The sequence below is a fragment of the Mesorhizobium sp. CA14 genome (assembly GCF_020165195.1).
Classification (GTDB): domain Bacteria; phylum Pseudomonadota; class Alphaproteobacteria; order Rhizobiales; family Rhizobiaceae; genus Mesorhizobium.
On the sequence record NZ_JAIUHR010000007.1, the window covers coordinates 1 to 21,768 of the forward strand.

A 21,768-nucleotide genomic window follows, 5' to 3' on the forward strand; every position below is an offset into this window, starting at 1 on the left:
CCCCTACTCCCCTACTCCCCTACTCCCGCATGAACCTCATCTGCGCCGCCTTGCTCTTCCTCGTCGCGCTTCTCTTCGCCTTGGCCGGCTTCACCCGCGCCGGCGTCTGGTCGATCGAGCGCCGCAACCCGCCTGACGGCGCGTTCGCCGACATCAACGGCGCGCGCATCCATTACGTCCATATCCCGGCGCCGACCGGCGCCGGCCTGCCGCCGGTCGTCTTCATCCATGGCGCCAGCGCCAATCTCAGGGACCAGATGCTGCCGCTGAAGTCCTTGCTCGAGGGCCGCGCCGAGATGCTGTTCTTCGACCGCCCGGGTCTCGGCTGGTCGGAGCGCGGCGACAATGAGACGCTTGCCACGCAGGCCGATACGATCGCCGCGCTGATGGACCGCATCGGCATCGAAAAGGCAGTCGTCGTCGCCCATTCCTTCGGCGGTGCGATCACCACGGCCTTCGCCCGCCAGCATCCCGAGAAGACCCGCGGCCTCGTTTTCCTTGCACCCGCCACCCATCCCTGGCCGGGCGGCGCGACCGCTTGGTACTACAAGCTCACGGCCACGCCGGTGATCGGCTGGTTGTTTTCCGAAACGCTCGCTTATCCGGCGGGTATGCTGCGGATCGGCGATGCCACCGCTTGTGTCTTCTCGCCCAACAAAGTGCCGCAGGGTTATATCGACGGCGCCTCGATCCCGCTGGTGCTGAGGCCATCCGCCTTTCGCGCCAACGCCCGCGATGTCGCCCAGCTCTACGACTATGTCCGCGCCGCCGCGCCTGCTTACCGCGAGATCAAGGCGCCGACCGTCGTCATATCGGGCGATCGCGACAAGGTGGTCTATGCCACGATCCATTCCGTCGGCCTGGAGCGCGACATTCCCGGCGCCGAATTGGTCTGGGTCCGCAATCTCGGCCACAAGCCGGACTGGATCGCGCCCGACCTCGTGGCCGGCGCCATCGCGAAAGTGGCCGGCGCGCCGATCGACCTGCAGGCGATGGCCAAGACGGTGGAAGGCCGGATCGCCGGCGACGCGCAAGGCGCCGGTAGATGTCCTGAGCTCCGAGTGCCAGACGCAGAACTCGCGCCGGGCTGAACTCGAAGGTTCAAGCGCCAAGGGCGTGTTGGGATTCGGGTCAGGCCGAGTCGGAGTCGAAGACGGGCGCGAAGCGACCAAACTGGGAGGGTTCCGAGAACCGGAGCGGAGCGTACTTAACGTACGTGAGCACCGGAAGCGCAGGAAGCCGGTATTTGCAGGCCGGCCTCACCCGAATATCAACACGCCCTAATGCGTTTCCGACCCCACATACGCAATCCGCAGCATATTGGTCGAGCCGGGCGTCCGCAGCGGCACGCCGGCGGTGATGATGACGCGATCGCCCGGCTTGCCGAAGCCTTCTTCCAGCGCGATGCGGCAGGCCCGGTCGACCATGTCGTCAAGGTCGGTCGCGTCCGGCGAGACGACGCAATGCGTGCCCCACAGCAGAGAAAGGCGGCGCGCCGTGTTGAGGATCGGCGACAGCGCCACGATCGGCACCTGCGGGCGCTCGCGCGCGGCGCGCAGACCGGTGGTGCCCGACGCGGTGTAGGAGATGATCGCCGACAGTTTCAGCGTCTCGGCGATCTCGCGCGCGGCCAGCGAAATGGCGTCGGCCCCGGTGGCCTCGGGCTCCGAGCGCTGCGCGTTGATGATGCCGGCATAGGTCGGGTCGGTTTCGACCTTGGTGGCGATGCGGTTCATCATGGCGACCGCCTCGACCGGATAGGCGCCGGCCGCGGATTCGGCCGAAAGCATGATCGCGTCCGCGCCTTCGAAGACGGCGATGGAGACGTCGGAAACCTCGGCGCGGGTGGGCACAGGCGCGGTGATCATCGATTCCAGCATCTGCGTGGCGATCACCACCGGCTTGCCGGCACGGCGCGCGGCGCGGGTGATCTGCTTCTGGATGCCCGGCACGGCTTCGAGCGGCATTTCGACGCCGAGATCGCCACGAGCGACCATCAGCGCGTCGGAGAGGTCGATGATCTCTGCGAGCCGCGCCACCGCCTGCGGCTTCTCGATCTTGGCCATGATCAGCGCGCGGCCGCGCGCGATCTTGCGGGCCTCGGCCAGGTCCTCCGGCCGCTGCACGAAGGACAGCGCCACCCAGTCGACGCCGGCGGCGAGGACCGCGTCGAGGTCTGCCCGGTCCTTCTCGGTCAGCGCGCCGACCGGCAGGTCGGTATCGGGCAGGCTGACGCCCTTCTTGTCAGAGATACCAGAGCCGGCGACGACCGTGCAGGTGATCGACTTGCCGTCGCTCTTCTGCGCCTTCAGCTCCAGCTTGCCGTCGTCGATCAAAAGTCGGTGACCGGCCTCGACCGAGCTCAGGATTTCGGGATGCGGCAGATACACCCGCTTCGACGTGCCGGCTTCGGGATTGTCGTCGAGCGTGAAAGTCTGGCCGACAGTCAGCGCTTCCTTGACGTTGGCGAATTTGCCGACCCTGAGCTTCGGCCCCTGCAAATCGGCGAGGATGCCGATCGGTCGGCCGACGGCCGCTTCGACCGCACGGATACGCCCGACCAGCGTGCGCATCAGCTCGTGGTCGGTATGGCTCATATTGATGCGGAAGACATCGGCGCCCGCTTCGAAAAGCTTCTTCAGCATCTCCTCGGAGGAGGAAGCCGGACCGATGGTGGCGAGGATCTTGACCTTGCGGTTACGTCTCATTGACTGTTTGTTCCCGGAGCGGGGGCCGCTGCTGGCGCGCCTCCCGTTGCGGGCTCGTCGGTCAGCTGGACCATCCAGCTGGCCTGCTCGCCCGTGTCATATTCCTGAAATCCGGCGCGCTGGAAGCCCCGGGCGACGCAATCATTCACGCCGGCGATCTTGAACTCTTTTTCGGCGACGCACATGTTGATCGGGCCGTCCCAGCGCCCGCCGCGTTCGGCGTCTTCTGCATAAAGATAGTAAAACCTTGATGACAGCGGACCCTCGATCAGCGTCTTGCAGGTCGATCCTTCGATGTGCCACCAGCCTTCGGTGATCCAGCCGGCCTTGGCGCGATAGCCGATGCCGACGCCCACCAGATTTTGCGTCGCGTTGCAAACGCGGAAGTCGGCCCGGGCCGGCGAGGTCGCGGCTATCGCGAAAAAACCCGCGCCGATGATCAGCAACGGCACGACCAGGCGCTCGCGCAACCGGCCGGCAAAACCCATCGCAGATCCCCTTGCGAACCACATTTGCATCTCTCGAAGCCCCTTTTCAGCAAACTGCGGTCGCATGTCAACGCGCCGTTTTGTCGAATTCCAATCGATTTAGAATGGTCCGTAGCGCAACTTCTCCCGCGATCGGGGATTTTTTGCGGAAACCTTGGCCAAACAACGGCATTGCGCCGGCGTCCTCTTCGTGGAATGACGATACCACATCGCAGCCGCCATCCCCTTTTCAGCCGATGACCCGATCCACAGTTTTCACGCCATTCGACATTGTCGAGGGCGACCGCAAGAAAGGCGTCGTGCTGCTGGCCGATCACGCCCGCCGCGATCTGCCGGAGGAGTATGCCAGTCTCGGTTTGCCGGCGTCTGAATTCGATCGTCACATCGCCTATGACATCGGCGTCGAGACGGTGACACGCGAACTTGCAGCAGCGCTCGACGCGCCCGCCGTGCTGGCCGGTTTCTCGCGGCTGTTGATCGACCCCAATCGGGGCGAGGACGACCCGACCATGATCCGTCAGCTCTATGACGGCACCGTGGTGCCGGGAAATTATCCGATTGCCCGGGAGGAACGCGAGCGGCGACTCGACCGCTTCTACCGGCCCTATCACGACGCCGTCGGCGCAATGATCGCCTCCGTGGTGCATGCCTCGGGCAAGGCGCCGTTCATCTTCTCCGTGCATTCCTTCACACCGGCGATGCAGGGCATTGTCCGCCCCTGGCACGTCGGCGTGCTGTGGGACCGCGACGACCGCGTGGCGCGGCCGCTGATCGACATGTTGGCCAAGGACAAGTCCCTCGTCGTCGGCGACAACGAACCCTATGACGGCGCGCTGCGCGGCGACACCATGTTCCGCCACGCCATCGTCAACGGCTATGCGCATGCGCTGATCGAGATCCGCCAGGACCTGATCGCCGACCGCGCCGGCGCCTTGGCGTGGGCCGAACGCCTGGCGCCGATCGTTGACGCCATCGACCGGCGCCCCGATATACATCAGGTGAAAATGTTCGGCTCGCGCACCGGACCCGTGTGACGAGACCGACAGCCGGGAGTTCCCCAATGACCGAACTCAGCGACGACCAGAAACGCGATTTCGAGGCAGCCGCCTTCCGTCGGCTGGTGGCGCATCTGCGCGAACGCGGCGACGTCCAGAACATCGACCTGATGAACCTCGCCGGCTTCTGCCGCAACTGCCTGTCCAACTGGTACCGCGAAGCTGCCGACGCGGAGGGCGTAACGCTGTCGAAGGACGCTGCGCGCGAGATCATCTACGGCATGCCCTATGCCGAATGGCAGGCGCTCAACCAGACCGAGGCGTCGGAAGCCAAGAAGGCGGAATTCGAGGCAAGACGCCCGAAGGATCATTGAGCTAACGACGAGGCATAAGAGCGAGCGCCGGCGGGACAGCGCCCCCCTCTGGCCTGCCGGCCATCTCCCCCACTTGGGGGGAGATCAGACGTCGCATCGGCTTTCGCCAATCTCCAATGCCGCAGGATGAAGCGAGGCGCCTGAGCAGCCAATCTCCCCGCTTGTGGGGGAGATGTCCGGCAGGACAGAGGGGGGCGCGAAGGATCGCTACCGAACGACTTTTCATAGCGCTCACCTGGTCCAAGCACTTCCCCTCAGCGGTTCTTGACTATAAATTGAATCGATCTAATTTGCCGCGCGAACCTTTTGCATGGCGGATTTCAGACCATGAGCGTGCAAACCACGATGCAGGCCGCGACGCGCGGCCGCTGGGCCGTCGCCGGCATTTTTCTTGCCAATGGTTTCTTGACCGGCAGCTGGGCGCCGCAGATCCCGGTGTTCCTCACCCGGCTCGATATCACCCGATTCACCCTCGGCCTGCTGATCCTCCTGTTCGGCGTCGGCGCGGTCATCGCCATGACCTGGTGCGGCCATCTGATCTCCCGGCATGGCTCGCGCAGCGCCACGCGTTGGTTCGGCGTCTGCGGCAGCTTCGGCCTGCTGATCGTCGCGCTTGCGCCCAACGTTCCCTTGGCGGCCATCGCCATGCTCATCTTCGGCGGCTCGATCGGAGGCATGGATGTCGCGATGAACTCGAATGCCGTGGTGGTCGAAAGAAGGCTTTCGCGGGCAATCATGTCGTCGTCGCATGGCTTCTGGAGCCTCGGCGGCTTCGCCGGCGGCGCGCTCGGCGGCTACTTGATCCAAAACTACGGTTATCTTCCCCATGCCGTCGCGGTGACGGCGATCGCCTTTGTCGTGATCGCCTTTGCCATTCGCTATCTCATCGCCGAGGACAGGCCGCAGGCGGTCGAGCACCGGAAATTCACGCTGCCGCGGCATGTGGCCGTCTATCTGGTCGGGCTGATGGCGCTCCTCACCATGATCTCGGAGGGCGCGGTGCTCGACTGGGCAGCGCTCTTCCTGCATCAGGAGCTGGGCGCAGATCTTGCGGTCGCCGGCCTCGCCTATGCCGCCTTCTCCGGCGTCATGGCGCTGATGCGTTTCCTGGGCGACGGCGTGCGCAACCGCTTCGGCGCCGTGGCGACGCTGCGCGGGTCGGCGCTGGTCGCCGCCGCAGGCATGCTGGTCGCCGGGCTTTCGCCCTCGCCTTACCTTGCCATCGCCGCCTTTGCCTTCTGCGGCTTCGGCATCGCCAATATGGTGCCGATCATCTTTTCGGCCGGCGGCAACCAGGAAGGCATGTCGTCGGGCACCGGCATGAGCGTGGTCACCACCATGGGCTATTCCGGCATATTGGTGGCGCCGTCGGCGATCGGCTTCGTCGCCGAGCATTCGAGCTTCGGCCCGATCTTCGTAGCCCTGTCCGCGCTGCTGGTCGTCGTGCTCTTGATGGCGGGCTTCGCTCACCGGGCCGAATTCGCGCCCGAGCCGGATGATTTCGGGTCGGATCGACCTGAAATCATCCGGCTCTAAGATCAGACAAATAGAGCATGATGTCGTCCGAAAACCGCTTCACACTTTTCGGCATCATGCTCTAGCCGGTCCCGGCCGAATAGCGCTTCAGTTCCTCGTGCAGGAAATCCGCCACGCGGCGGATGCGCATGCTGGTGCGCACGTCGCGATGCATGGCGAGCCACACCGGCAGAACCGGCAGGGGCACATCGGGTAACAGCTTTTCCAGGTCCGGATCGGCATCGGCCAGCGGCTCCTGGCCAATGCCGATGCCGTTGCCGGTCCGCACCGCTTCCCACAGCACGATCTGATTGTCGGTCCTGAAACGGAAATGGCTGCGGCCGACCGGAATGCCGGACGCGGTGAAACCGCGAATGATCTCGTCGCTGCGGTCGAAGCCGACCAACGCATGATCCACGAGGTCGGCGGCTCTTTCCGGCCGGCCGCGCCGGTCGAGATAGGAGCTTGCGGCGCAAAGGCAGAGCGGAATGTCGGTGACCTTGCGCGCCACCAGCTCGTTCTGCGCCGGCCTGACCATGCGGATGGCGATATCGGCATCGCGGCGCAACAGGTTCTCGACCTGGTTGGAGGCGACGATCTCGACCTCGATGCCCGGCTCTTGCTCGCCGAGACGCGCCATCATGTCTGGCAGCACGAAGGCGGCGACAACCTCCGAGGCGGCGATGCGCACCGTGCCCTCGATCGCCTCGACCGAACCCAGCGCCAGCAGCGAAAATGCATTGGCCTGCTCGCTGACCGCCCGGCCGCGCTCGTAGAGCGCGCTGCCGGCTTCCGTCAGCTCATAGCCGCGCCGCCCGCGCCGGAACAGCGTAACGCCGAGCGCCTGCTCGAGCTCCCCGATGTGGCGGCCGAGCGTCGGCTGGCTGGCCGCAAGCCTGCGAGCCGCGCCTGAAAGACTGCCGGTTTCGGCGACCGCGACAAAGCTTTTGATCAGGTTCCAGTCGAATTCCTTCATTCATTTTTGAATAACAGATTTCCGACCTCAGTCAATTTTAATTCGTCCGTGAACGCATCAGATTGGCCGGGCAAACGCAAACAACGGAGAGAACATGATGACCAAGATCGCAATCCTCGGCGCCAATGGCCGGCTCGGCCGCGTGGTCGGCAAGGCTTTCATCGATGCCGGCTTCGACGTCCGCGCTGTTACCCGCACCGGCAAGGTACCGGCGGAACTGAAGGGCGCCACGGCCGTTGCCGGCGACGCGCTGGACTGCGAGTCCCTGATCCGCGCCACCCAAGGCGTCGACATCATCTTCAACGGCCTGAACCCGATCTACACCGACTGGGGCAAGTGCATGCCGATGGCTGAGAACGTCATGGCCGCCTGCCGGGCGAACGGCGCGCTGCACCTCTTCCCGGGCACGGTCTACAATTACGGCTCGCCGATGCCGCAGGTGATCGACGAAGCAACGCCGTTCCATCCGACCACCGAGAAGGGCCGCATCCGCTGCGCCATGGAAGCGCTGTTCCGCAGCGAGGCCGAAGCCGGCCGCGTGCGCACCATTATCCTGCGCGCGGGCGATTTCTTCGGCGGCACCGGCTCAGGCTCCTGGTTCGACCTCGTCGTCGCCGCCAAGATGGAGAAGGGCGTCTACACCGCGCCCGGCCCGGCCAACCTCGTGCATGAATGGGCCTACCTGCCGGACTTCGCCGTCGGCTTCGTCGGCCTGGCGAAGAACCTCGACAAAACGGGCTTCTACGAAGCCATCAACTTCCCCGGTCACGCCGTCACCGACCTCGACATGAAGACCGCGGCCGAGAAGGCGCTCGGCCGCAAGCTGAAGCTCTCCTTCATGCCCTGGTGGGTGCTGCGCGCCGGCAGCCCGTTCGTGGCCATGTGGCGCGAGATCGTCTCGATGTCCTATCTGCGTTTCGAGGCGCACCGGCTGGTCTCGACGCGGCTGGAACAGGTCATCGGCGAAATCCCGCACACGCCGCTCGACCAGGCGGTGAAGGAGGCGCTGCAGGATATTGGCATCGGCGCGGAGCCGTCGCGCCTCGCCGCCTGATCAAGACAGATCAGAAATGAACCGGCCGGGCTCAAGCCCGGCCGTAAGTCGTTTGGATCAGATCCTGCCCATCAACAAAAGGATCAGCAGCACCACCAGGATGACGCCGACAATGCCGGACGGGCCGTAACCCCAGGAGCGCGAATGCGGCCATGCCGGCACGGCGCCGATCAAAATCAGGATCAGGATTATTACGAGAATTGTGCCGATCGTCATGAAAACCCTCGCCGTCTGGTTGAACTACGAGGGAACAATGCAAAAAGCCGCCCGGTTGTTCCCGGGCGGCTTTTGTCCTTGGGGTTGTGAAACGCTCTATTCCGCAGCCTTCGGGAAGGCGACTTCCGGCTCGGCGCCGGTCTCCTTGGCTGGTTCGTCGGTCGCGATCTCGCCCTTGCCGCGCCGGACCAGGCGGCTGAGCCAACCGCGCCGCTGGCCCGGTTTCACCTTGGCGCGGGTGAACACCATCAGCATCGACGGCGTCACCACGAGCGTCAGCAGCGTGGCGAAGGACAGACCGAAGACAATCGCCGAGGACAGCGAAATCCACCATTGCGTCGATGGCGCGTTGATCGTCGTCTCGTGATGGAAGATTTCGAGCCCGAGGCCGAAGGCGATCGGCAGCACGCCGAGGATGGCCGACACCGCCGTCAGCACCACCGGACGGGCGCGCTCGCGGCAGGTCTGCAGCACCGCGTCCATCTTGTCCCAGCCTTCCTCGCGCAGCCGGTCGTAAGTATCGATGAGCACGATGTTGTTGTTCACCACCACGCCGGCAAGCGCGATGACGCCGATGCCCGACATGACGATGCCGAAGGCCTCGCCTGTCAGAAGCAATCCGAGGAAAACGCCTATCGTCGCCATCACCACGCAGGACAGCACGAGCCACACGCTGGTGAACTTGTTGAACTGCGCAAGCAGCACCAGGAAGATCAGGAAGATCGCCGCGCCGAAGGCCTTGCCGAGGAAGGCGCTGGCTTCCGCGCTGTCCTCGTTGGAGCCTGCAAGCTTCCAGCGGATGCCGCTGCCGAGGTTCATATCGGCAACCGCCTTCGTGACTTCCGCCTGCACGGCCGCCACCTGCGCGCCGGCGCTGACATTGGCCTGGACGACCACGGTGCGCGCGCTGTCGATCCGGTTCAGGATGCCGACGCTGGGCTTTGCCTTGCGAATGACGAAGTTAGAGATCGGCACCGCCCCTTGCGAGGTCTGTACCCTCAACTCGTCGAGCGTCGACAGCGTGCGCCGATCCTCCGGCAGGCGCAGCCGGATATCGACCGCCTTGTCGGCGCCGGCCGGTCGGTACTCGCTGAGCTTCAGGCCGTTGGTCACCAGTTGCACCACCGTGCCGACCGAAGTCGGGCTGATGCCGTATTGCGCCGCCTTGGCGCGGTCGACCTCGATCGCCCAGTCGACGCCGGGCGGCGGCAGGCCGTCCGAAATGTCGATGACATTGGGGATCTTGGCGATGCGCGCCGCGACCGCTCGCGCCTTGTCGTCGAGCCCGGCCGGATCGGCGGCCGACAGCCGGATCTGGATCGGCTTGCCGGTCGGCGGGCCGGCTTCCGGCACGCGCACTTCGACATCGACGCCGGGAATGCCGGCCATCACGCCGCGCAGATCGTCGAGGATCTGGTTGGCGGACTTGCGCTCGCGCCAATCGACGAACTCGTACTGGATGACGCCGACCACGTCTTCGGGAATGTCCTGGCCGCCGCCCTGCGTCTTGCCGACCCGCGTATAGACCGACTTCACGCCGGGCCAGCCGAGCAGGCGGTTTTCCGCCGTCTTGGTCGCGGCGTCCATTTCGGCCAGCGAAAGATTGCCGCGGGCATGAACATAGAGCAGGCCGTAATCCGGCTCGACGCTGGGGAAGAACTCGACGCCGGCGCCATATTTCGAATAGGCGAAGCCGACGCCGACCAGAAGCCCGACGGTGAGCAGGATCACCGTGATCGGGAAGCGCACCGCCTGCTTGACCACGGCCATGTACCAGCCGTCGCGATGCTCTTCCTCATGATGCGCCGGCGCCTTGGCGAAGATCGCGCCCAAAGTCGGCGCGAAGACCAGCGCATAGAGCATCGAGGCCGACAGCGTCACGATCAGCGTGATCGGCATATACTTCATGAAGTCGCCGATGATGCCGGGCCAGAAGAGCAGCGGCGAGAAGGCGGCGATGCGCGTCATCGTCGCCGCGATGACCGGGCCGGCCATGCGCTTGGCAGCAAGCGCGAACGCGTCGGCCTTCGGCATGCCTTCGCTCATACGCCGTTCCGCGAATTCGGTGACGATGATGGCGTCGTCCACCAGCATGCCGACGGCCAGGATGAGGCTGAACAGCACGATCATGTTGATCGTGTAGCCCATCATGGCGAGCAGCAGGATGCCCATCAGGAACGATGACGGAATGGCAAGGCCGATGAGCAGCGAGGCTCGTCCCGACAGCGCGTAGAGGATGACGATGAACACCAGTATGACGGCGATCATCACGTGGTTCTGCAGGTCGCCGAGCAGCTGGTTGACGAAGACCGACTTGTCCTGCGTGTAGGTAACGTGCATGCCCTCGGGCATCGTCTTGATGAAATTGTCCGACACTTCCCTGACATGGGTCAGCGTGTCGATCAGATTGGCGCCAATGCGCTTCTTCACTTCGATGGCGATTGCCGGCCTGCCGTCGAGGCGCGTCACTGTCTCGGCGTCCTTGAAGGTCGAGCGTATGGTCGCGATGTCCTTGGCCTGGACCACGGCGTTCGGCGTGGCGACCACCGGCAGGTTGGCGACATCCTCGGGCTTCTCGATCAGCGACGGCACCTTGACCGCGTATTTGCCTTCCGAGCCTTCGAGATTGCCGGCCGCCACGAGACTGTTGGAGGAAGCGACGCCCTGGATCACCTGGTCGAGCTGCAGCCCGTAGGAGGAAAGCTTCACCGGGTCGACGACCACCTCGACAAGGTCGTCGCGCGCGCCCTGCAGCGAGCCTTCGAGCACGCCGGGCACTTCCTCGATACGGTCGCGCAGCTCGCGCGCGGCCGACGTCAGCACGCGCTCCGGCACATCGCCGGAAAGCGTGACGACCAGGACCGGGAATTCCGAGACGTTGACCTCGTTGACCGTCGGCTCCTCGGCGGCCTGCGGCAGGTCGGCCTTGGCGTCCTGCACCTTGCTGCGCGTATCCTGCAGCGCCGTCGCGAGATCCGTCTGCGGCTGGAATTCGACCAGCACATAGCCGCCGCCCTGGAAGGCGGCCGAACGCATCTCCTTAAGCCCCTTGAGGCTCTTGAGCTTGCTTTCCATCGGCCTCAGCAGCAGGCGCTCGGAATCCTCCGGCGAGATGCCCTGATAGATCAGGCTGACATACATCATCGGAATCGGAACGTCGGGTTCCGCTTCCTTCGGCGTCGACTGATAGGCGACCCAGCCCGCGACGACCAGGAACAGCAGCGCCGAAATCGTGAGGCGGGCATTGTTGATGGCGAGTCTGACGATATCCATGACTTCGGCCTGTTATGCTTCGGGGGGCTGGGGACTGCCCTCGCCGGACTGGTCGGCGACGGACGCGTCCTGCTTTACTGCGTGCCGGCGGTGGCTTCGCCGATCAGCTTGTTGATGGTCGCCTGGTCGGCCTCGACAGGCTTCACCAGGTCGCCCTCTTTTACCAGCTCCTGGCCGGCGACGATGATGCGCGCATCTTCCGGAATGCCGCCCAGCACCAGGCCGTGCGGCGTGTCGTCGACCAGGTCGATCGGGAAGAACGCCACCTTGTCGTCCTTGCCGACGGCGCGGATGCCGAGGTCGCCCTTGTCGCCCAGCGTCACCACCGAGCGGGGCAGCATGACCGCGTTGGTCGGCTCGGCGCTAAGCGTGATCTCGGCCGTCATGCCTGCGGGAATGGAGCCGTCGGCATTGGGGATCGCCACCTCGACGCGGAAGGTACGGGTCTGCGCCGAGGCATCGCGGCTGATGTAGCGAACCGTGCCGGTGACCTTCTGATCGTTGACCAGGCGCACGTCGGCCTGGTCGCCGATCTTGACGTAGCGCAGGTCGCGCTCGCTGATCTCGCCGCGCGCGATCACCGGGTCGAGCTTCAGGACCGTCGCCACCTCGCCGCCTTGCATCACCGAGCTGCCGAGCTCCACCGGGATGCGGTCGATGACACCGTCGAACGGCGCCTTGACCTCATTGCGGTCGAGTTCGGCCTGGGCGGTGTCGAGCTGCGATTGTGCGAGCGTCAGGTTGGAGCGGGCTGTGTCGAGCTGCAGCTTCGGCAGATTGCCGGTCTTGGCCAGGCGCTCGGCGGCGTCGAGCTCGGCCTTGCGCTGCACCAAGAGCTGCCTGGCGTTGTCGACATTGGAGATCTTCTCCTCGGCCGCGAGCATCAGCACCAGGTCGCCGGTCTTGACGCGGTCGCCCTGCTTGACCGGCAGCTTTTCGATGACGCCGGCGACGCGCGTCGCCAGCACGGCGCGCTTGTCGGCTTCGGTCAGGCCGGAGATGCGGATCGCGCGCGCATACGTCTTGCGCGGCGGCGTGACCACCGCGACGGTGCGAGGCGCGGCCTTCGGCTCTGCCTCGGCCTTGTTCGGCTTGGCGGCCGCCGGCTTGCCGGCGTCGGCCTGTTTGTCGGTGGTAACCGACTTGTCGGCGGTAGCCGACTTGTCGGCGGCACTGCCGACGGACGAAAACTCGCCCGTTCCCATCCAGGCCGCGAATCCGATGAGCACGGCAATGGCTGCAAGCTTGTGAAACCTGATTCTCGGCATCGTCGTTTTTCCGTTGCGGGACCTGGCGAGGTCGGCTTTCGACCCGGGCGCGGCCGATATGGGTGTGCGCGGGGCCTAGTTCAATTTGCCGTGATCGGCAGACGCGCGCTTCTACCTCAAAGTTGCGGCGCAATATAGTCGGAAAAGTTGCAGGAACATTGCGACATAGAACACTGTGCCTCGACAAAAGCAGGCTTTTCTGCAAGCCGGCAGGCGCTTTCGCGGGCGCGCCGACAGGTTTCCCCAAGGTCACTGGCAGCAGCCGTCAGCATTATGCGAAAAATCTTCCGTAGGCGGCGGCAACCACCCGTTTGGAGCGCAGTCACGCGCGCTATCCTCGGGGTGAAGCTGTCAAGTGATGAAGTTGAGCAGTCGGAATATCCACTCGAATGTCCTGCCATAGGGCGGGCGCAGCAAGCGGCCGGCGCTGAGCTTCGACCGGATGAAGATCGGCTTTTCCTTGCTGAAGGTGCGGAACCCCCATTCGCCGTGATAGGCGCCGGTGCCGCTCTCGCCGACGCCGCCGAAGGGCTGCCGCTCCTGCACCAGATGCAGCATGCAGTCATTGATCGTGACGCCGCCGGCCACCGTCTCGCGCATCATCCTTTGGCGGTTGGCGCTGTCGCTGCCGAACCAGTAGAGCGCCAGCGGCCGCTCGCCCCGGTTGACATGATCTATGGCCTCGTCGACCGTGCCATATTCGACGATCGGCAGGACCGGCCCGAAAATCTCCTCGCGCATCAGCCGCAAGGTCTCGCCGGCGTTGCGCACCAGCACCGGCGCCATCTTGCGATCGCTGACGCCGAGCGTCTCGTTGGCCGGGTTGACCTCGATGATTTCTGCGCCGCTGTCGCGCGCCTCCGCGACCATGTCGCTCAGCCGCCGGTGATGCCGCTCGCTGACGATCGCCGTGTAGTCGGGATTGTCGCCAAGGCGCGGATAGAGCTTGGCCATTGCGACCGCGACCTTTGCCGCGATCGCCGCGCCCTGCCCTTGCGGAACCATCAGATAGTCCGGCGCGATGCAGGTCTGGCCGGCATTGAGCAGCTTGCCATAGGCGACGCTGGCAACCGCCTCGTCGAGGTCGCAGGACGGATCGAAGATTGCCGGCGACTTGCCGCCGAGCTCGAGCGTCACCGGCGTCAGATTGGCAGCGGCGGCCAGGGCCACCTGGCGGCCGACGGCGGTCGAGCCGGTGAACAGGAGATGGTCGAAAGGCAGCGACACGAATGCCTTGCCGGTCTCCGCGTCGCCGATCATCACGCTGACCTCGTCGGCAGCGAAATATTTTTCGACCAGGCTGGCGAGCAGGTCCGAAAACTTCGACGTCAGTTCCGACGGCTTGATCATAACGCGGTTGCCGGCCGCGAGCGCCGCGGTCGCCGGCGCGACGGCGAGCTGGAACGGGTAGTTCCAGGGCGAGACGATGCCGACGACGCCGAGCGGCTGCGGCAAGAGGCGATTGCGTCCAGGCAGGAATGGCAGGCTGGTGGCGACGCGGCGCTCGCGCATCCAGGCGCCGAGATGCGACAGCGCGTGCCTGATGCCGGCACGCACGACGAACAATTCGGCAAGCCGCGTCTCCTCAGCCGAGCGGCCAGAAAAATCGCTGTCGATCGCAGCGCAGATCTCGGCCTCGTGCTTTTCGGTGAGCGCCAGCAGGCGCTTCAGCCGATCCTTGCGCGCGTCCAGCGTCGGGAACGGCTCCTTCTCGAAGGCCCTGCACTGCGCTTCAAACCTGACCCCGAGAGCGTTCTGTCTGATCTGCAGCATCGCGACCTCCCTTTACGTTCAGGTAAGCTACATCCCGCCGACAACCGAATCCAGCATTGCCCCGGTTCCGCTGGGGAAGATGCTGACAGCCGGAACGGACTTGCTGACGGGTATGGAAGACCTCAGGCGCGGCGGCGCGCGGATTCGGGCTTAAGGCGCGCTGCCAGGAACTCCTTGACGCGACGCCCGGGCGCCGGGCCGCGCAGCGGCTTGAAGCCGTCGTCGAGCTCGCCTGAAAGATCGAGCGTGGCATGCTGGCCGACGGCGTCGTAATTCTCTTCCAGCCAGTCGCTGGCGGCGCTGCGGCCGAGGTCGCGCAGATAAGCGATGAAAGCCCATTCGGCATTGACCTTGGACGACGCCGAGAGGTCCTTGAACGCCTCGTCGGCATCGATGCGGTGCATGCGGATGTCGCGGTATTCGCCATGCGGCAGGCGTCCGGCCGCGATCAGTTCCTTGACGAAGGCGATCGAGCGGAATTCACGCAGCAGCCCGGCGTTGAAGGTGATCTCGTCGATGCGGTTCTGGATCTCGTTGGCGCTCTTCGGCGTGCCTTCGCGCACGACCGGATTGATCTGCACCAGGAGCACGTCCTCTGTCGCCGCCGTCTTGAAGAACGGATAGAGCGCCGGATTGCCGCCATAGCCGCCATCCCAATAAGGCACGCCCTTGATCTCGACGGCGCGGAACAATTGCGGCAGGCAGGCCGAGGCCATCACCGTGTCGAGGTCGATCTCGCCGTCGGAGAAGACGCGCAGCTGCCCGGTTTCGACATTGGTCGCCGAGATGAACAGCTCCATCGACTTGCAGGCGCGCACATTGTCGAAGTCGATCTCCTTCGCCACCACATCGCGCAGCGGGTTGAGGCCGAGCGGATTGGCGACATAGGGCGAGAACACCCGCGACATCGTGTCGAAGAAGAAATAGCCGGGCGTGTTCTCGATCGACCAATTGCCCCAAACCACGTCCCACGGCATGCGCTGCACCGGGCTGAAACGGCCCTTCGAGGCCACCGCCCGCCAGAAATCGTCGAGCTTCTTGCGCGCGCCTTCCACACCGCCCCGGACAAATCCGTCGGCCAGCGCCACCGCGTTCATGGCGCCCGCGCTGGTGCCGGACACCGCCGCGATCTCCAGCCGCCCATCCTCCAGCAGCCGGTCGAGCACGCCCCAGGAAAAGGCGCCATGCGAGCCGCCGCCCTGGAGCGCGATGTTGATCTTCTTCTTTTCCTCCGCCCTGCCGTTCTTCGCCATGGCGTTCCTTGTTTCGATGCGCCGGCCTACCGCTACGTCATTTGCACGGAGCCGGCGCAGTCAGCCTATGTTGCAGCGCAGCATATAAGGGCGAACCAAGGCAAGAACACGAACACACAAGCGTGATCATGGAATTTTCCTCGCCCACGAAGTGGGCTACAGCATCCTGTGACTGGCGCGGCTGATCAGGCCGAGGCTTGATTGCCCCGTGGATCCCCCAATCCGTCGCTGCTTCGCAGCGCCACCCCTCTGGAGGGAAAGGAAGGGAGCGTTGCTCGACGAGCGTTGACGGCAAAAAGCTTGGCGCCTTTCCTCTACCCCGTCGATCGGGGAAAAGGTGGCTCGGCGAAGCCGAGACGGAGTGGGGGTCGACCAGCGCTACATAAGACAATACATGCGCCAAGCTGCCATGCACGTTATCGCCAAAGACCAGCCGCTTGGAATGGGTGCATGCCGTAGCCGAGGTGGGGGAGGAACTACCTCTTAGGCAACCAGGTCGGGCACTGGCCCGACATAATGCGACTGCGGCCGGATGAGACGTCCGGTCGCCTGCTGCTCGCGGGCGTGCGCGATCCAGCCGGCAACGCGGCCGGCGGCAAAGACGTTGGAGAACGCCTCTTTCGGAAAGCCGACCGCCTCCAAAAGAAGCGCGGTATAGAACTCGACATTGATCTGGATCGAGCGCTGCGGCTTGGCGATCCTGAGCACCTCAAGCGCCGCCTGCTCCACAGTCTCGGCGAAGGCTAGGCGGCTACCGGTTTCGCTACGCGAGCCGAGTTGCCGCACGACCGCCTTCAGCGCGTCGGCGCGCGGGTCGCGCACGCGGTAGATGCGATGTCCGAAACCCATGATGCGCTCGCCATGCGCGATCTCTTTACGCAGCCAGGCCGTGGCGTCGCCGCTGGCCTCGATAGCGTCCAGCATCTCGATCACCGGCCCCGGCGCACCGCCATGCAGCGGGCCTTTCAGTGCGCCGAGCCCGGCCAGGATCGCCGAGGTCAGCCCGGCCTGCGTCGACGCCACCACGCGGGTCGCGAAGGTCGAGGCGTTGAGCCCGTGGTCGCAGACCGTCACCAGATAGCTGTCGAGCGCCTTGGCAAGCGCCGGCGAGGCGGCGCCGGAGAGCATGCGCAGCATATCGCCGGCATGATCGGCTTTTTCGTCGGGGGCGACCGGCGTCTCGCCCCGGCCAAGCCGCAGCAGCGCCGGCGTCAGCACCGCCGGCGCCGCGATCAGCCTGAGCGCATCGGCAAGTCCATCGCCATCCGGCAGGACGGCCATGCCGGCCCGCATGCCGCTGTAGATGTCGAGCGGCGCAAGCTGGGCAAGCATCGGCTGCACGCGATCGAACACTTCCACCCGCGCGTTGCCGATCGCCTTCTCCAGTTCGGCATCGCTCGGAAGGTCGTCGAAGAAGCCGTCGAACAGGAGCCGCACCACTTGCGCGTAGCGCCAGCGGCCGGCGAGTTCCATCAGCGAATGGCCGCGGATGGTGAGGTGCCCGCCCGCGCCATCGACGTCGGAAAGCACTGTGTCGGCCGCCACAACATCATCGAGCCCATTTGCCATGATCGTCTCCTTGACCTTTTGCGCATGACAATTAATGCTGCGCAATCAATGCATCAATCTTGATCAAGATAATCAATGTAAGGCGGGCAAATGATGGAATGGCTGACGCGGGATGAGGCGCTGGAGCGGCTCAACGTCCGTCCGCAGACGCTTTATGCCTATGTCAGCCGCGGCCGCATCGGCATGAAGCCGGACGACGCAGACCCGCGCCGCAGCCGGTACCGCGCCGACGACATCGCCGCGCTCGCCACGCGTCGCGACCGCGGAAGGAGCCCGCAGGCGATCGCCGAAAGCGCCATCGCCTGGGGCGAGCCGGCGATTCCCACGTCAATCTCCACGGTGCTGCATGGCCGTCTCATCTATCGCGGCAAGGATGCGGTGGAGCTTTCGGCGACGGCGACACTCGAGGAGACCGCCGGACTGCTGTGGGCCTCCGACCGTCCGGTATCGTTCGCCTCGCTGACCTCTTCGGCCGCCCGGCAAAGCGGCACGCCCACCGCCTTCGCCAGGCTCTCGGCGCTCGCCGCCGGAGGCTGGTCCTCGCTCGGACGCAGGCCGGCCATGCTGCAGCAGGACGGCGCCGCCGCGACCAGCGCGCTGGCAACCGCGCTCGGCGCGGCGCCGGGCTCCGAACCCGTGCATGTCAGGCTGGCGCAGGGCTGGTCGGTGAAAGCCGCCGGCGCCGATCTCATCCGCAGGGCGCTGGTGCTTTTGGCCGATCATGAACTCAACGCCTCGACCTTCGCCGCCCGCGTCGCGGCCTCCACGGGCGCGCCGGTCGCCGCCTGCCTGCTCGCAGGTCTTGCGACCCTGACCGGCCCGCGCCATGGCGGCGCCGGCGCGGCGGCGATCACGCTTGTCGAGGATGCCGAGCGGCTGGGTCCGGACGAGGCGATTGCCCGCTGGCTCGCCCATGACCGGCCGCTGCCAAGCTTCGGCCACCCGCTCTACCCGGAAGGCGATCCGCGCGCACAAGCACTGCTGCCCGACCTGGAGATCGATGACGGGATCGTGCATCTTCGCGACGCTGTGCTCGCCGCGACCGGGCTGCATCCGAACATCGATTTTGCGCTGGCCGCGATGACGCGCAGCCTCAGCCTGCCGGCCGATGCACCGTTCCGCCTGTTCGCGCTCGGCCGCAGCGTCGGCTGGACGGCGCATGCCGTCGAGCAGGTGACCAGCAACAGGCCGATCAGGCCGCGCGCCCGTTACGACGGGCCGGTCGGGACTTAGTGGCGGCCGACTGGTGCCATAAAGGTGAAGCGCTTGGCGCTTCGCCTTTATGTGAAACGCGGCAGGGTGTGTCGAGATTCCGGCCTCACCTGAATATCGGCACACCCGTCAGGACATCGTGTCCAGCTTGCGCTGCATGGCCGCAATCTGCGCCTTCAATTCCTGCAGATCGTCGGATTTCTCTTCCTTCTTCGGCGGCTCGGCAGGGGCCGCGGAATTGCCGCCGGCGGGCGGGAACGGCGTGAACATGCGCATGGCGTTCTGGAACATCTCGACGTTGCGTCGCGTCTGCTCCTCGAGCGCCTTGATGGGCGTCTTCATCATGTCTATCGGCGTCTTGCCGAAGGCGCCTTTGAGCTGCTCGCGAAACCGCTCCTGCTCCTTGGAGAAGGCGATCATCGACTGTTCGAGGAAGCTCGGCACGATCATCTGCATCTGATCGCCGTAGAAGGAGATGAGCTGGCGCAGGAACGGGATCGGCAGCATGTTCTGCCCGTCCTTGTTTTCCAGCTCGAAGATGATCTGCGTCAGCACCGGATGGGTGATGTCGTCACCCGTCTTTGCGTCCTGGACCGTGAACTCCTCGCCCTTCTTGACCATCTCGGCCAAGTCCTCGAGTGTCACATAGGTACTCGTGCCGGTATTGTAGAGCCGGCGATTGGCATATTTCTTGATGACGATCGGGTCGTCTTTTGCGGCCATCCGTATCCTCCCCAGGACACCGGCACCTTTAGGAGTAAGCGGCCGGTAACGATTGCGCCCTTTATCGAGGATACGCGCAAAAGCGTCACAATTCCAAGCGGTTTGTGCACTGCGGCATCATTTAATGCTGCATGGCCATGACAAAATCCGCCGCGCGGTCAACGGCATGTTACCGCAACCGGCGCACGTTCTGCTTGCCGCGCATGGCGGCCATGCCCATTTCCGGTTTGACTCGGCTGCTTGAACCGGCAAGAAAGTCTTCAAGGATAGCCTAAAACACGACACCTCGAAGTCTGGAGAAGAAAATGTCCGCTTCCAATTCCATCGTCGTCGCCAGCGCCGCCCGCACCGCGGTCGGTTCCTTTAACGGCGCTTTCGCCGCCACGCCGGCGCATGAGCTCGGCGCCGTCGTCATCAGGGAATTGCTGGCGCGCGCGAACGTCGAGGCGGCGGAAGTCGACGAGGTCATCCTCGGCCAGGTGCTGACCGCCGCGCAAGGCCAGAACCCGGCCCGTCAGGCCTCGATCAATGCCGGCCTGCCGAAAGAGACCACGGCCTGGGGCCTCAACCAGGTTTGCGGGTCGGGCTTGCGCGCCATCGCGCTCGGCATGCAGCAGATCGCCACCGGCGACGCCAAGGTGATCGTCGCCGGCGGCCAGGAATCGATGTCGCTGTCGCCGCATGCCGAGCATCTGCGCGCCGGCGTCAAGATGGGCGACTACAAGATGATCGACACCATGATCAAGGACGGCCTGTGGGATGCCTTCAACGGCTACCACATGGGCAACACCGCCGAGAACGTCGCCCGCCAGTTCCAGATCACCCGCGAAACCCAGGACGAGTTCGCGCTCGCCTCGCAGAACAAGGCGGAGGCCGCGCAGAAGGCCGGCAGGTTCAAGGACGAGATCGTCGCCTTCACCATCAAGGGCAAGAAGGGCGACACCATCGTCGATCAGGACGAGTACATCCGCCATGGCGCGACGCTCGACGCCATGACCAAGCTGAAGCCCGCCTTCGACAAGGACGGTACGGTCACCGCCGCCAACGCCTCCGGCATCAATGACGGCGCCGCCGGCGCGCTGCTGATGACCGAGGCCGAGGCTGCAAGGCGCGGCATCACCCCGCTGGTGCGCATCGCCTCCTGGGCGACCGCCGGCGTCGATCCGGCGATCATGGGCACGGGTCCGATCCCGGCTTCGAAACGGGCGCTGGAAAAGGCCGGCTGGTCGGTCAAGGACCTCGATCTCGTCGAAGCCAACGAGGCCTTCGCCGCGCAAGCTTGCGCCGTCAACAAGGGCATGGGTTGGGATCCCTCGATCGTCAACGTCAATGGCGGCGCCATCGCCATCGGCCATCCGATCGGCGCCTCCGGTGCCCGCGTCTTCAACACGCTGGTCTATGAGATGCGCCGCCGCGGCGCCAAGAAGGGCCTCGCCACGCTGTGCATCGGCGGCGGCATGGGCGTTGCGATGTGCGTTGAAGCGCTCTGAGCTCAGCGAATAGGGAGTAGCGAATAGGGAAGAAAGAGCGTCGCGCGGCGGGACATCAGAACCCTACTCGCTATTCGCTACTCTCTATTCGCTCGGACGATTTTAACGGGAGGAACTTCATGTCCAAAGTAGCAATCGTCACGGGCGGATCGCGCGGCATCGGCGCTGCGATATCGGTCGCCTTGAAGAACGCCGGCTATTCGGTCGCGGCCAACTATGCCGGCAATGACGAGGCGGCCCAGAAATTCAAGGCCGAGACCGGAATCCCGGTCTACAAATGGTCCGTCGCCGACTACGACGCCTGCGCCGCCGGCATCAAGCAGGTCGAAGCCGATCTCGGTCCGGTCTCCGTGCTGGTCAACAATGCCGGCATTACCCGCGACGCCATGTTCCACAAGATGACGCCCGCGCAGTGGAAGGAAGTGATCGACACCAACCTCTCCGGCGTCTTCAACATGACGCATCCTCTGTGGAGCGGCATGCGCGACCGCAAGTTCGGCCGCGTCATCACCATCTCCTCGATCAACGGCCAGAAGGGTCAGATGGGCCAGGTCAATTATTCGGCCTCGAAAGCCGGCGACATCGGCTTCACGAAGGCGCTGGCTCAAGAGGGGGCTCGCGCCGGCATAACCGTCAATGTCGTCTGCCCCGGCTACATCGCCACCGACATGGTCATGGCCGTGCCGGAAAAAGTGCGGGAATCGATCATCGCTCAGATCCCGGTCGGCCGCCTCGGCGAGCCGGAAGAGATCGCGCGCTGCGTCGTCTTCCTGGCTTCCGACGAGGCCGGCTTCATCACCGGCTCGACGATCACCGCCAATGGCGGCCAGTATTTCGTCTGACACTCCGGTACTTCGCCCGACACCCTTTGCCGCCAAGGC

18 protein-coding genes are annotated in these 21,768 nt (G+C 65.0%); 8 read left to right on the forward strand and 10 right to left on the reverse strand.

The annotated features are described in order from the left end of the window. Positions 1-1,091: alpha/beta fold hydrolase (locus tag LB565_RS10350; RefSeq protein WP_411970633.1), on the forward strand; the 1,091-nt coding region annotated here is incomplete at its 5' end. Between the two features lie 189 nt (positions 1,092-1,280). Here the strand turns inward: LB565_RS10350 and pyk are convergent. After that, entirely contained in the window at positions 1,281-2,708 is a 1,428-nt protein-coding gene (pyk, locus tag LB565_RS10355; RefSeq protein WP_224583558.1) for a pyruvate kinase, read from the reverse strand. After that, positions 2,705-3,262, reverse strand: a complete 558-nt coding sequence (locus LB565_RS10360; RefSeq protein ID WP_224583561.1) for a DUF1036 domain-containing protein — start codon at positions 3,260-3,262, stop codon at positions 2,705-2,707. The genes pyk and LB565_RS10360 overlap by 4 nt, the downstream gene beginning before the upstream one ends. Before the next feature lie 170 nt (positions 3,263-3,432). On the opposite strand from LB565_RS10360, the gene LB565_RS10365 reads away from it, so the two are divergent. From LB565_RS10365 to LB565_RS10375, 3 genes are all read left to right on the forward strand, one after another. Further along, entirely contained in the window at positions 3,433-4,230 is a 798-nt protein-coding gene (locus tag LB565_RS10365) for an N-formylglutamate amidohydrolase (protein ID WP_224583563.1), read from the forward strand. Positions 4,231-4,256: 26 nt separating this feature from the next. Beyond that, a complete protein-coding gene (locus LB565_RS10370) occupies positions 4,257-4,565 on the forward strand; it encodes a DUF1244 domain-containing protein (protein WP_224583565.1) in 309 nt (102 codons plus the stop codon). A gap of 327 nt (positions 4,566-4,892) precedes the next feature. Further along, entirely contained in the window at positions 4,893-6,101 is a 1,209-nt protein-coding gene (locus tag LB565_RS10375; protein WP_224583567.1) for an MFS transporter, read from the forward strand. Between the two features lie 61 nt (positions 6,102-6,162). Here LB565_RS10375 and LB565_RS10380 read toward each other — a convergent pair whose 3' ends face one another. Further along, a complete protein-coding gene (locus LB565_RS10380; RefSeq protein ID WP_224583569.1) occupies positions 6,163-7,056 on the reverse strand; it encodes a LysR family transcriptional regulator in 894 nt (297 codons plus the stop codon). A gap of 97 nt (positions 7,057-7,153) precedes the next feature. Here LB565_RS10380 and LB565_RS10385 point away from each other — a divergent pair, with 97 nt between their 5' ends. Continuing rightward, a complete protein-coding gene (locus tag LB565_RS10385; RefSeq protein WP_224583572.1) occupies positions 7,154-8,110 on the forward strand; it encodes an SDR family oxidoreductase in 957 nt (318 codons plus the stop codon). A gap of 57 nt (positions 8,111-8,167) precedes the next feature. Here the strand turns inward: LB565_RS10385 and LB565_RS10390 are convergent, their stop codons facing one another. The 6 genes from LB565_RS10390 to LB565_RS10415 all read right to left on the reverse strand — a co-directional run bounded on the left by LB565_RS10390 (position 8,168) and on the right by LB565_RS10415 (position 17,462). Beyond that, a complete protein-coding gene (locus LB565_RS10390) occupies positions 8,168-8,326 on the reverse strand; it encodes a DUF3309 family protein (protein ID WP_040991775.1) in 159 nt (52 codons plus the stop codon). 96 nt (positions 8,327-8,422) lie between these two features. Further along, positions 8,423-11,599: an efflux RND transporter permease subunit gene (locus LB565_RS10395; protein ID WP_224583575.1), complete on the reverse strand. Its 3,177-nt coding sequence runs from the start codon at positions 11,597-11,599 to the stop codon at positions 8,423-8,425. 74 nt (positions 11,600-11,673) lie between these two features. Beyond that, positions 11,674-12,867 (reverse strand): efflux RND transporter periplasmic adaptor subunit, encoded by a 1,194-nt coding sequence (locus LB565_RS10400; protein ID WP_224583578.1) that lies wholly within the window; start codon positions 12,865-12,867, stop codon positions 11,674-11,676. Positions 12,868-13,218: 351 nt separating this feature from the next. Then, the gene (locus LB565_RS10405; protein ID WP_224583581.1) at positions 13,219-14,640 is read right to left on the reverse strand and encodes a coniferyl aldehyde dehydrogenase; all 1,422 of its coding nucleotides are present in this window, start codon (positions 14,638-14,640) and stop codon (positions 13,219-13,221) included. 122 nt (positions 14,641-14,762) lie between these two features. Then, positions 14,763-15,893, reverse strand: coding sequence for a patatin-like phospholipase family protein (locus LB565_RS10410; protein WP_224583583.1), 1,131 nt, complete (start codon positions 15,891-15,893; stop codon positions 14,763-14,765). Between the two features lie 483 nt (positions 15,894-16,376). Further along, positions 16,377-17,462, reverse strand: coding sequence for a citrate synthase/methylcitrate synthase (locus tag LB565_RS10415; protein ID WP_224583585.1), 1,086 nt, complete (start codon positions 17,460-17,462; stop codon positions 16,377-16,379). Between the two features lie 90 nt (positions 17,463-17,552). Between LB565_RS10415 and LB565_RS10420 the strand changes: the two genes are divergently transcribed. Then, on the forward strand, positions 17,553-18,695 hold the full coding sequence (locus tag LB565_RS10420; RefSeq protein ID WP_224583587.1) for a citrate synthase family protein: 1,143 nt from the start codon (positions 17,553-17,555) through the stop codon (positions 18,693-18,695). 108 nt (positions 18,696-18,803) lie between these two features. Here LB565_RS10420 and phaR read toward each other — a convergent pair whose 3' ends face one another. Next, positions 18,804-19,397: a polyhydroxyalkanoate synthesis repressor PhaR gene (phaR, locus tag LB565_RS10425; RefSeq protein ID WP_224510770.1), complete on the reverse strand. Its 594-nt coding sequence runs from the start codon at positions 19,395-19,397 to the stop codon at positions 18,804-18,806. A 305-nt stretch (positions 19,398-19,702) separates the two neighbouring features. On the opposite strand from phaR, the gene LB565_RS10430 reads away from it, so the two are divergent. Both LB565_RS10430 and LB565_RS10435 read left to right on the forward strand, forming a co-directional pair. Continuing rightward, positions 19,703-20,887 (forward strand): acetyl-CoA C-acetyltransferase, encoded by a 1,185-nt coding sequence (locus LB565_RS10430; RefSeq protein ID WP_224583590.1) that lies wholly within the window; start codon positions 19,703-19,705, stop codon positions 20,885-20,887. Positions 20,888-21,006: 119 nt separating this feature from the next. Beyond that, entirely contained in the window at positions 21,007-21,729 is a 723-nt protein-coding gene (locus tag LB565_RS10435; RefSeq protein ID WP_224583592.1) for a beta-ketoacyl-ACP reductase, read from the forward strand. Positions 21,730-21,768 lie beyond the last annotated feature (39 nt).

What these genes read in the sequence shown, in the direction of transcription:
- pyk (WP_224583558.1), bottom strand. Translation starts at nt 2,708, where the DNA reads ATGAGACGTAACCGCAAGGTCAAGATCCTCGCCACCATCGGTCCGGCT.
- LB565_RS10360 (WP_224583561.1), bottom strand. Translation starts at nt 3,262, where the DNA reads ATGCGACCGCAGTTTGCTGAAAAGGGGCTTCGAGAGATGCAAATGTGG.
- LB565_RS10365 (WP_224583563.1), top strand. Translation starts at nt 3,433, where the DNA reads ATGACCCGATCCACAGTTTTCACGCCATTCGACATTGTCGAGGGCGAC.
- LB565_RS10370 (WP_224583565.1), top strand. Translation starts at nt 4,257, where the DNA reads ATGACCGAACTCAGCGACGACCAGAAACGCGATTTCGAGGCAGCCGCC.
- LB565_RS10375 (WP_224583567.1), top strand. Translation starts at nt 4,893, where the DNA reads ATGAGCGTGCAAACCACGATGCAGGCCGCGACGCGCGGCCGCTGGGCC.
- LB565_RS10380 (WP_224583569.1), bottom strand. Translation starts at nt 7,056, where the DNA reads ATGAAGGAATTCGACTGGAACCTGATCAAAAGCTTTGTCGCGGTCGCC.
- LB565_RS10385 (WP_224583572.1), top strand. Translation starts at nt 7,154, where the DNA reads ATGACCAAGATCGCAATCCTCGGCGCCAATGGCCGGCTCGGCCGCGTG.
- LB565_RS10390 (WP_040991775.1), bottom strand. Translation starts at nt 8,326, where the DNA reads ATGACGATCGGCACAATTCTCGTAATAATCCTGATCCTGATTTTGATC.
- LB565_RS10395 (WP_224583575.1), bottom strand. Translation starts at nt 11,599, where the DNA reads ATGGATATCGTCAGACTCGCCATCAACAATGCCCGCCTCACGATTTCG.
- LB565_RS10400 (WP_224583578.1), bottom strand. Translation starts at nt 12,867, where the DNA reads ATGCCGAGAATCAGGTTTCACAAGCTTGCAGCCATTGCCGTGCTCATC.
- LB565_RS10405 (WP_224583581.1), bottom strand. Translation starts at nt 14,640, where the DNA reads ATGCTGCAGATCAGACAGAACGCTCTCGGGGTCAGGTTTGAAGCGCAG.
- LB565_RS10410 (WP_224583583.1), bottom strand. Translation starts at nt 15,893, where the DNA reads ATGGCGAAGAACGGCAGGGCGGAGGAAAAGAAGAAGATCAACATCGCG.
- LB565_RS10415 (WP_224583585.1), bottom strand. Translation starts at nt 17,462, where the DNA reads ATGGCAAATGGGCTCGATGATGTTGTGGCGGCCGACACAGTGCTTTCC.
- LB565_RS10420 (WP_224583587.1), top strand. Translation starts at nt 17,553, where the DNA reads ATGATGGAATGGCTGACGCGGGATGAGGCGCTGGAGCGGCTCAACGTC.
- phaR (WP_224510770.1), bottom strand. Translation starts at nt 19,397, where the DNA reads ATGGCCGCAAAAGACGACCCGATCGTCATCAAGAAATATGCCAATCGC.
- LB565_RS10430 (WP_224583590.1), top strand. Translation starts at nt 19,703, where the DNA reads ATGTCCGCTTCCAATTCCATCGTCGTCGCCAGCGCCGCCCGCACCGCG.
- LB565_RS10435 (WP_224583592.1), top strand. Translation starts at nt 21,007, where the DNA reads ATGTCCAAAGTAGCAATCGTCACGGGCGGATCGCGCGGCATCGGCGCT.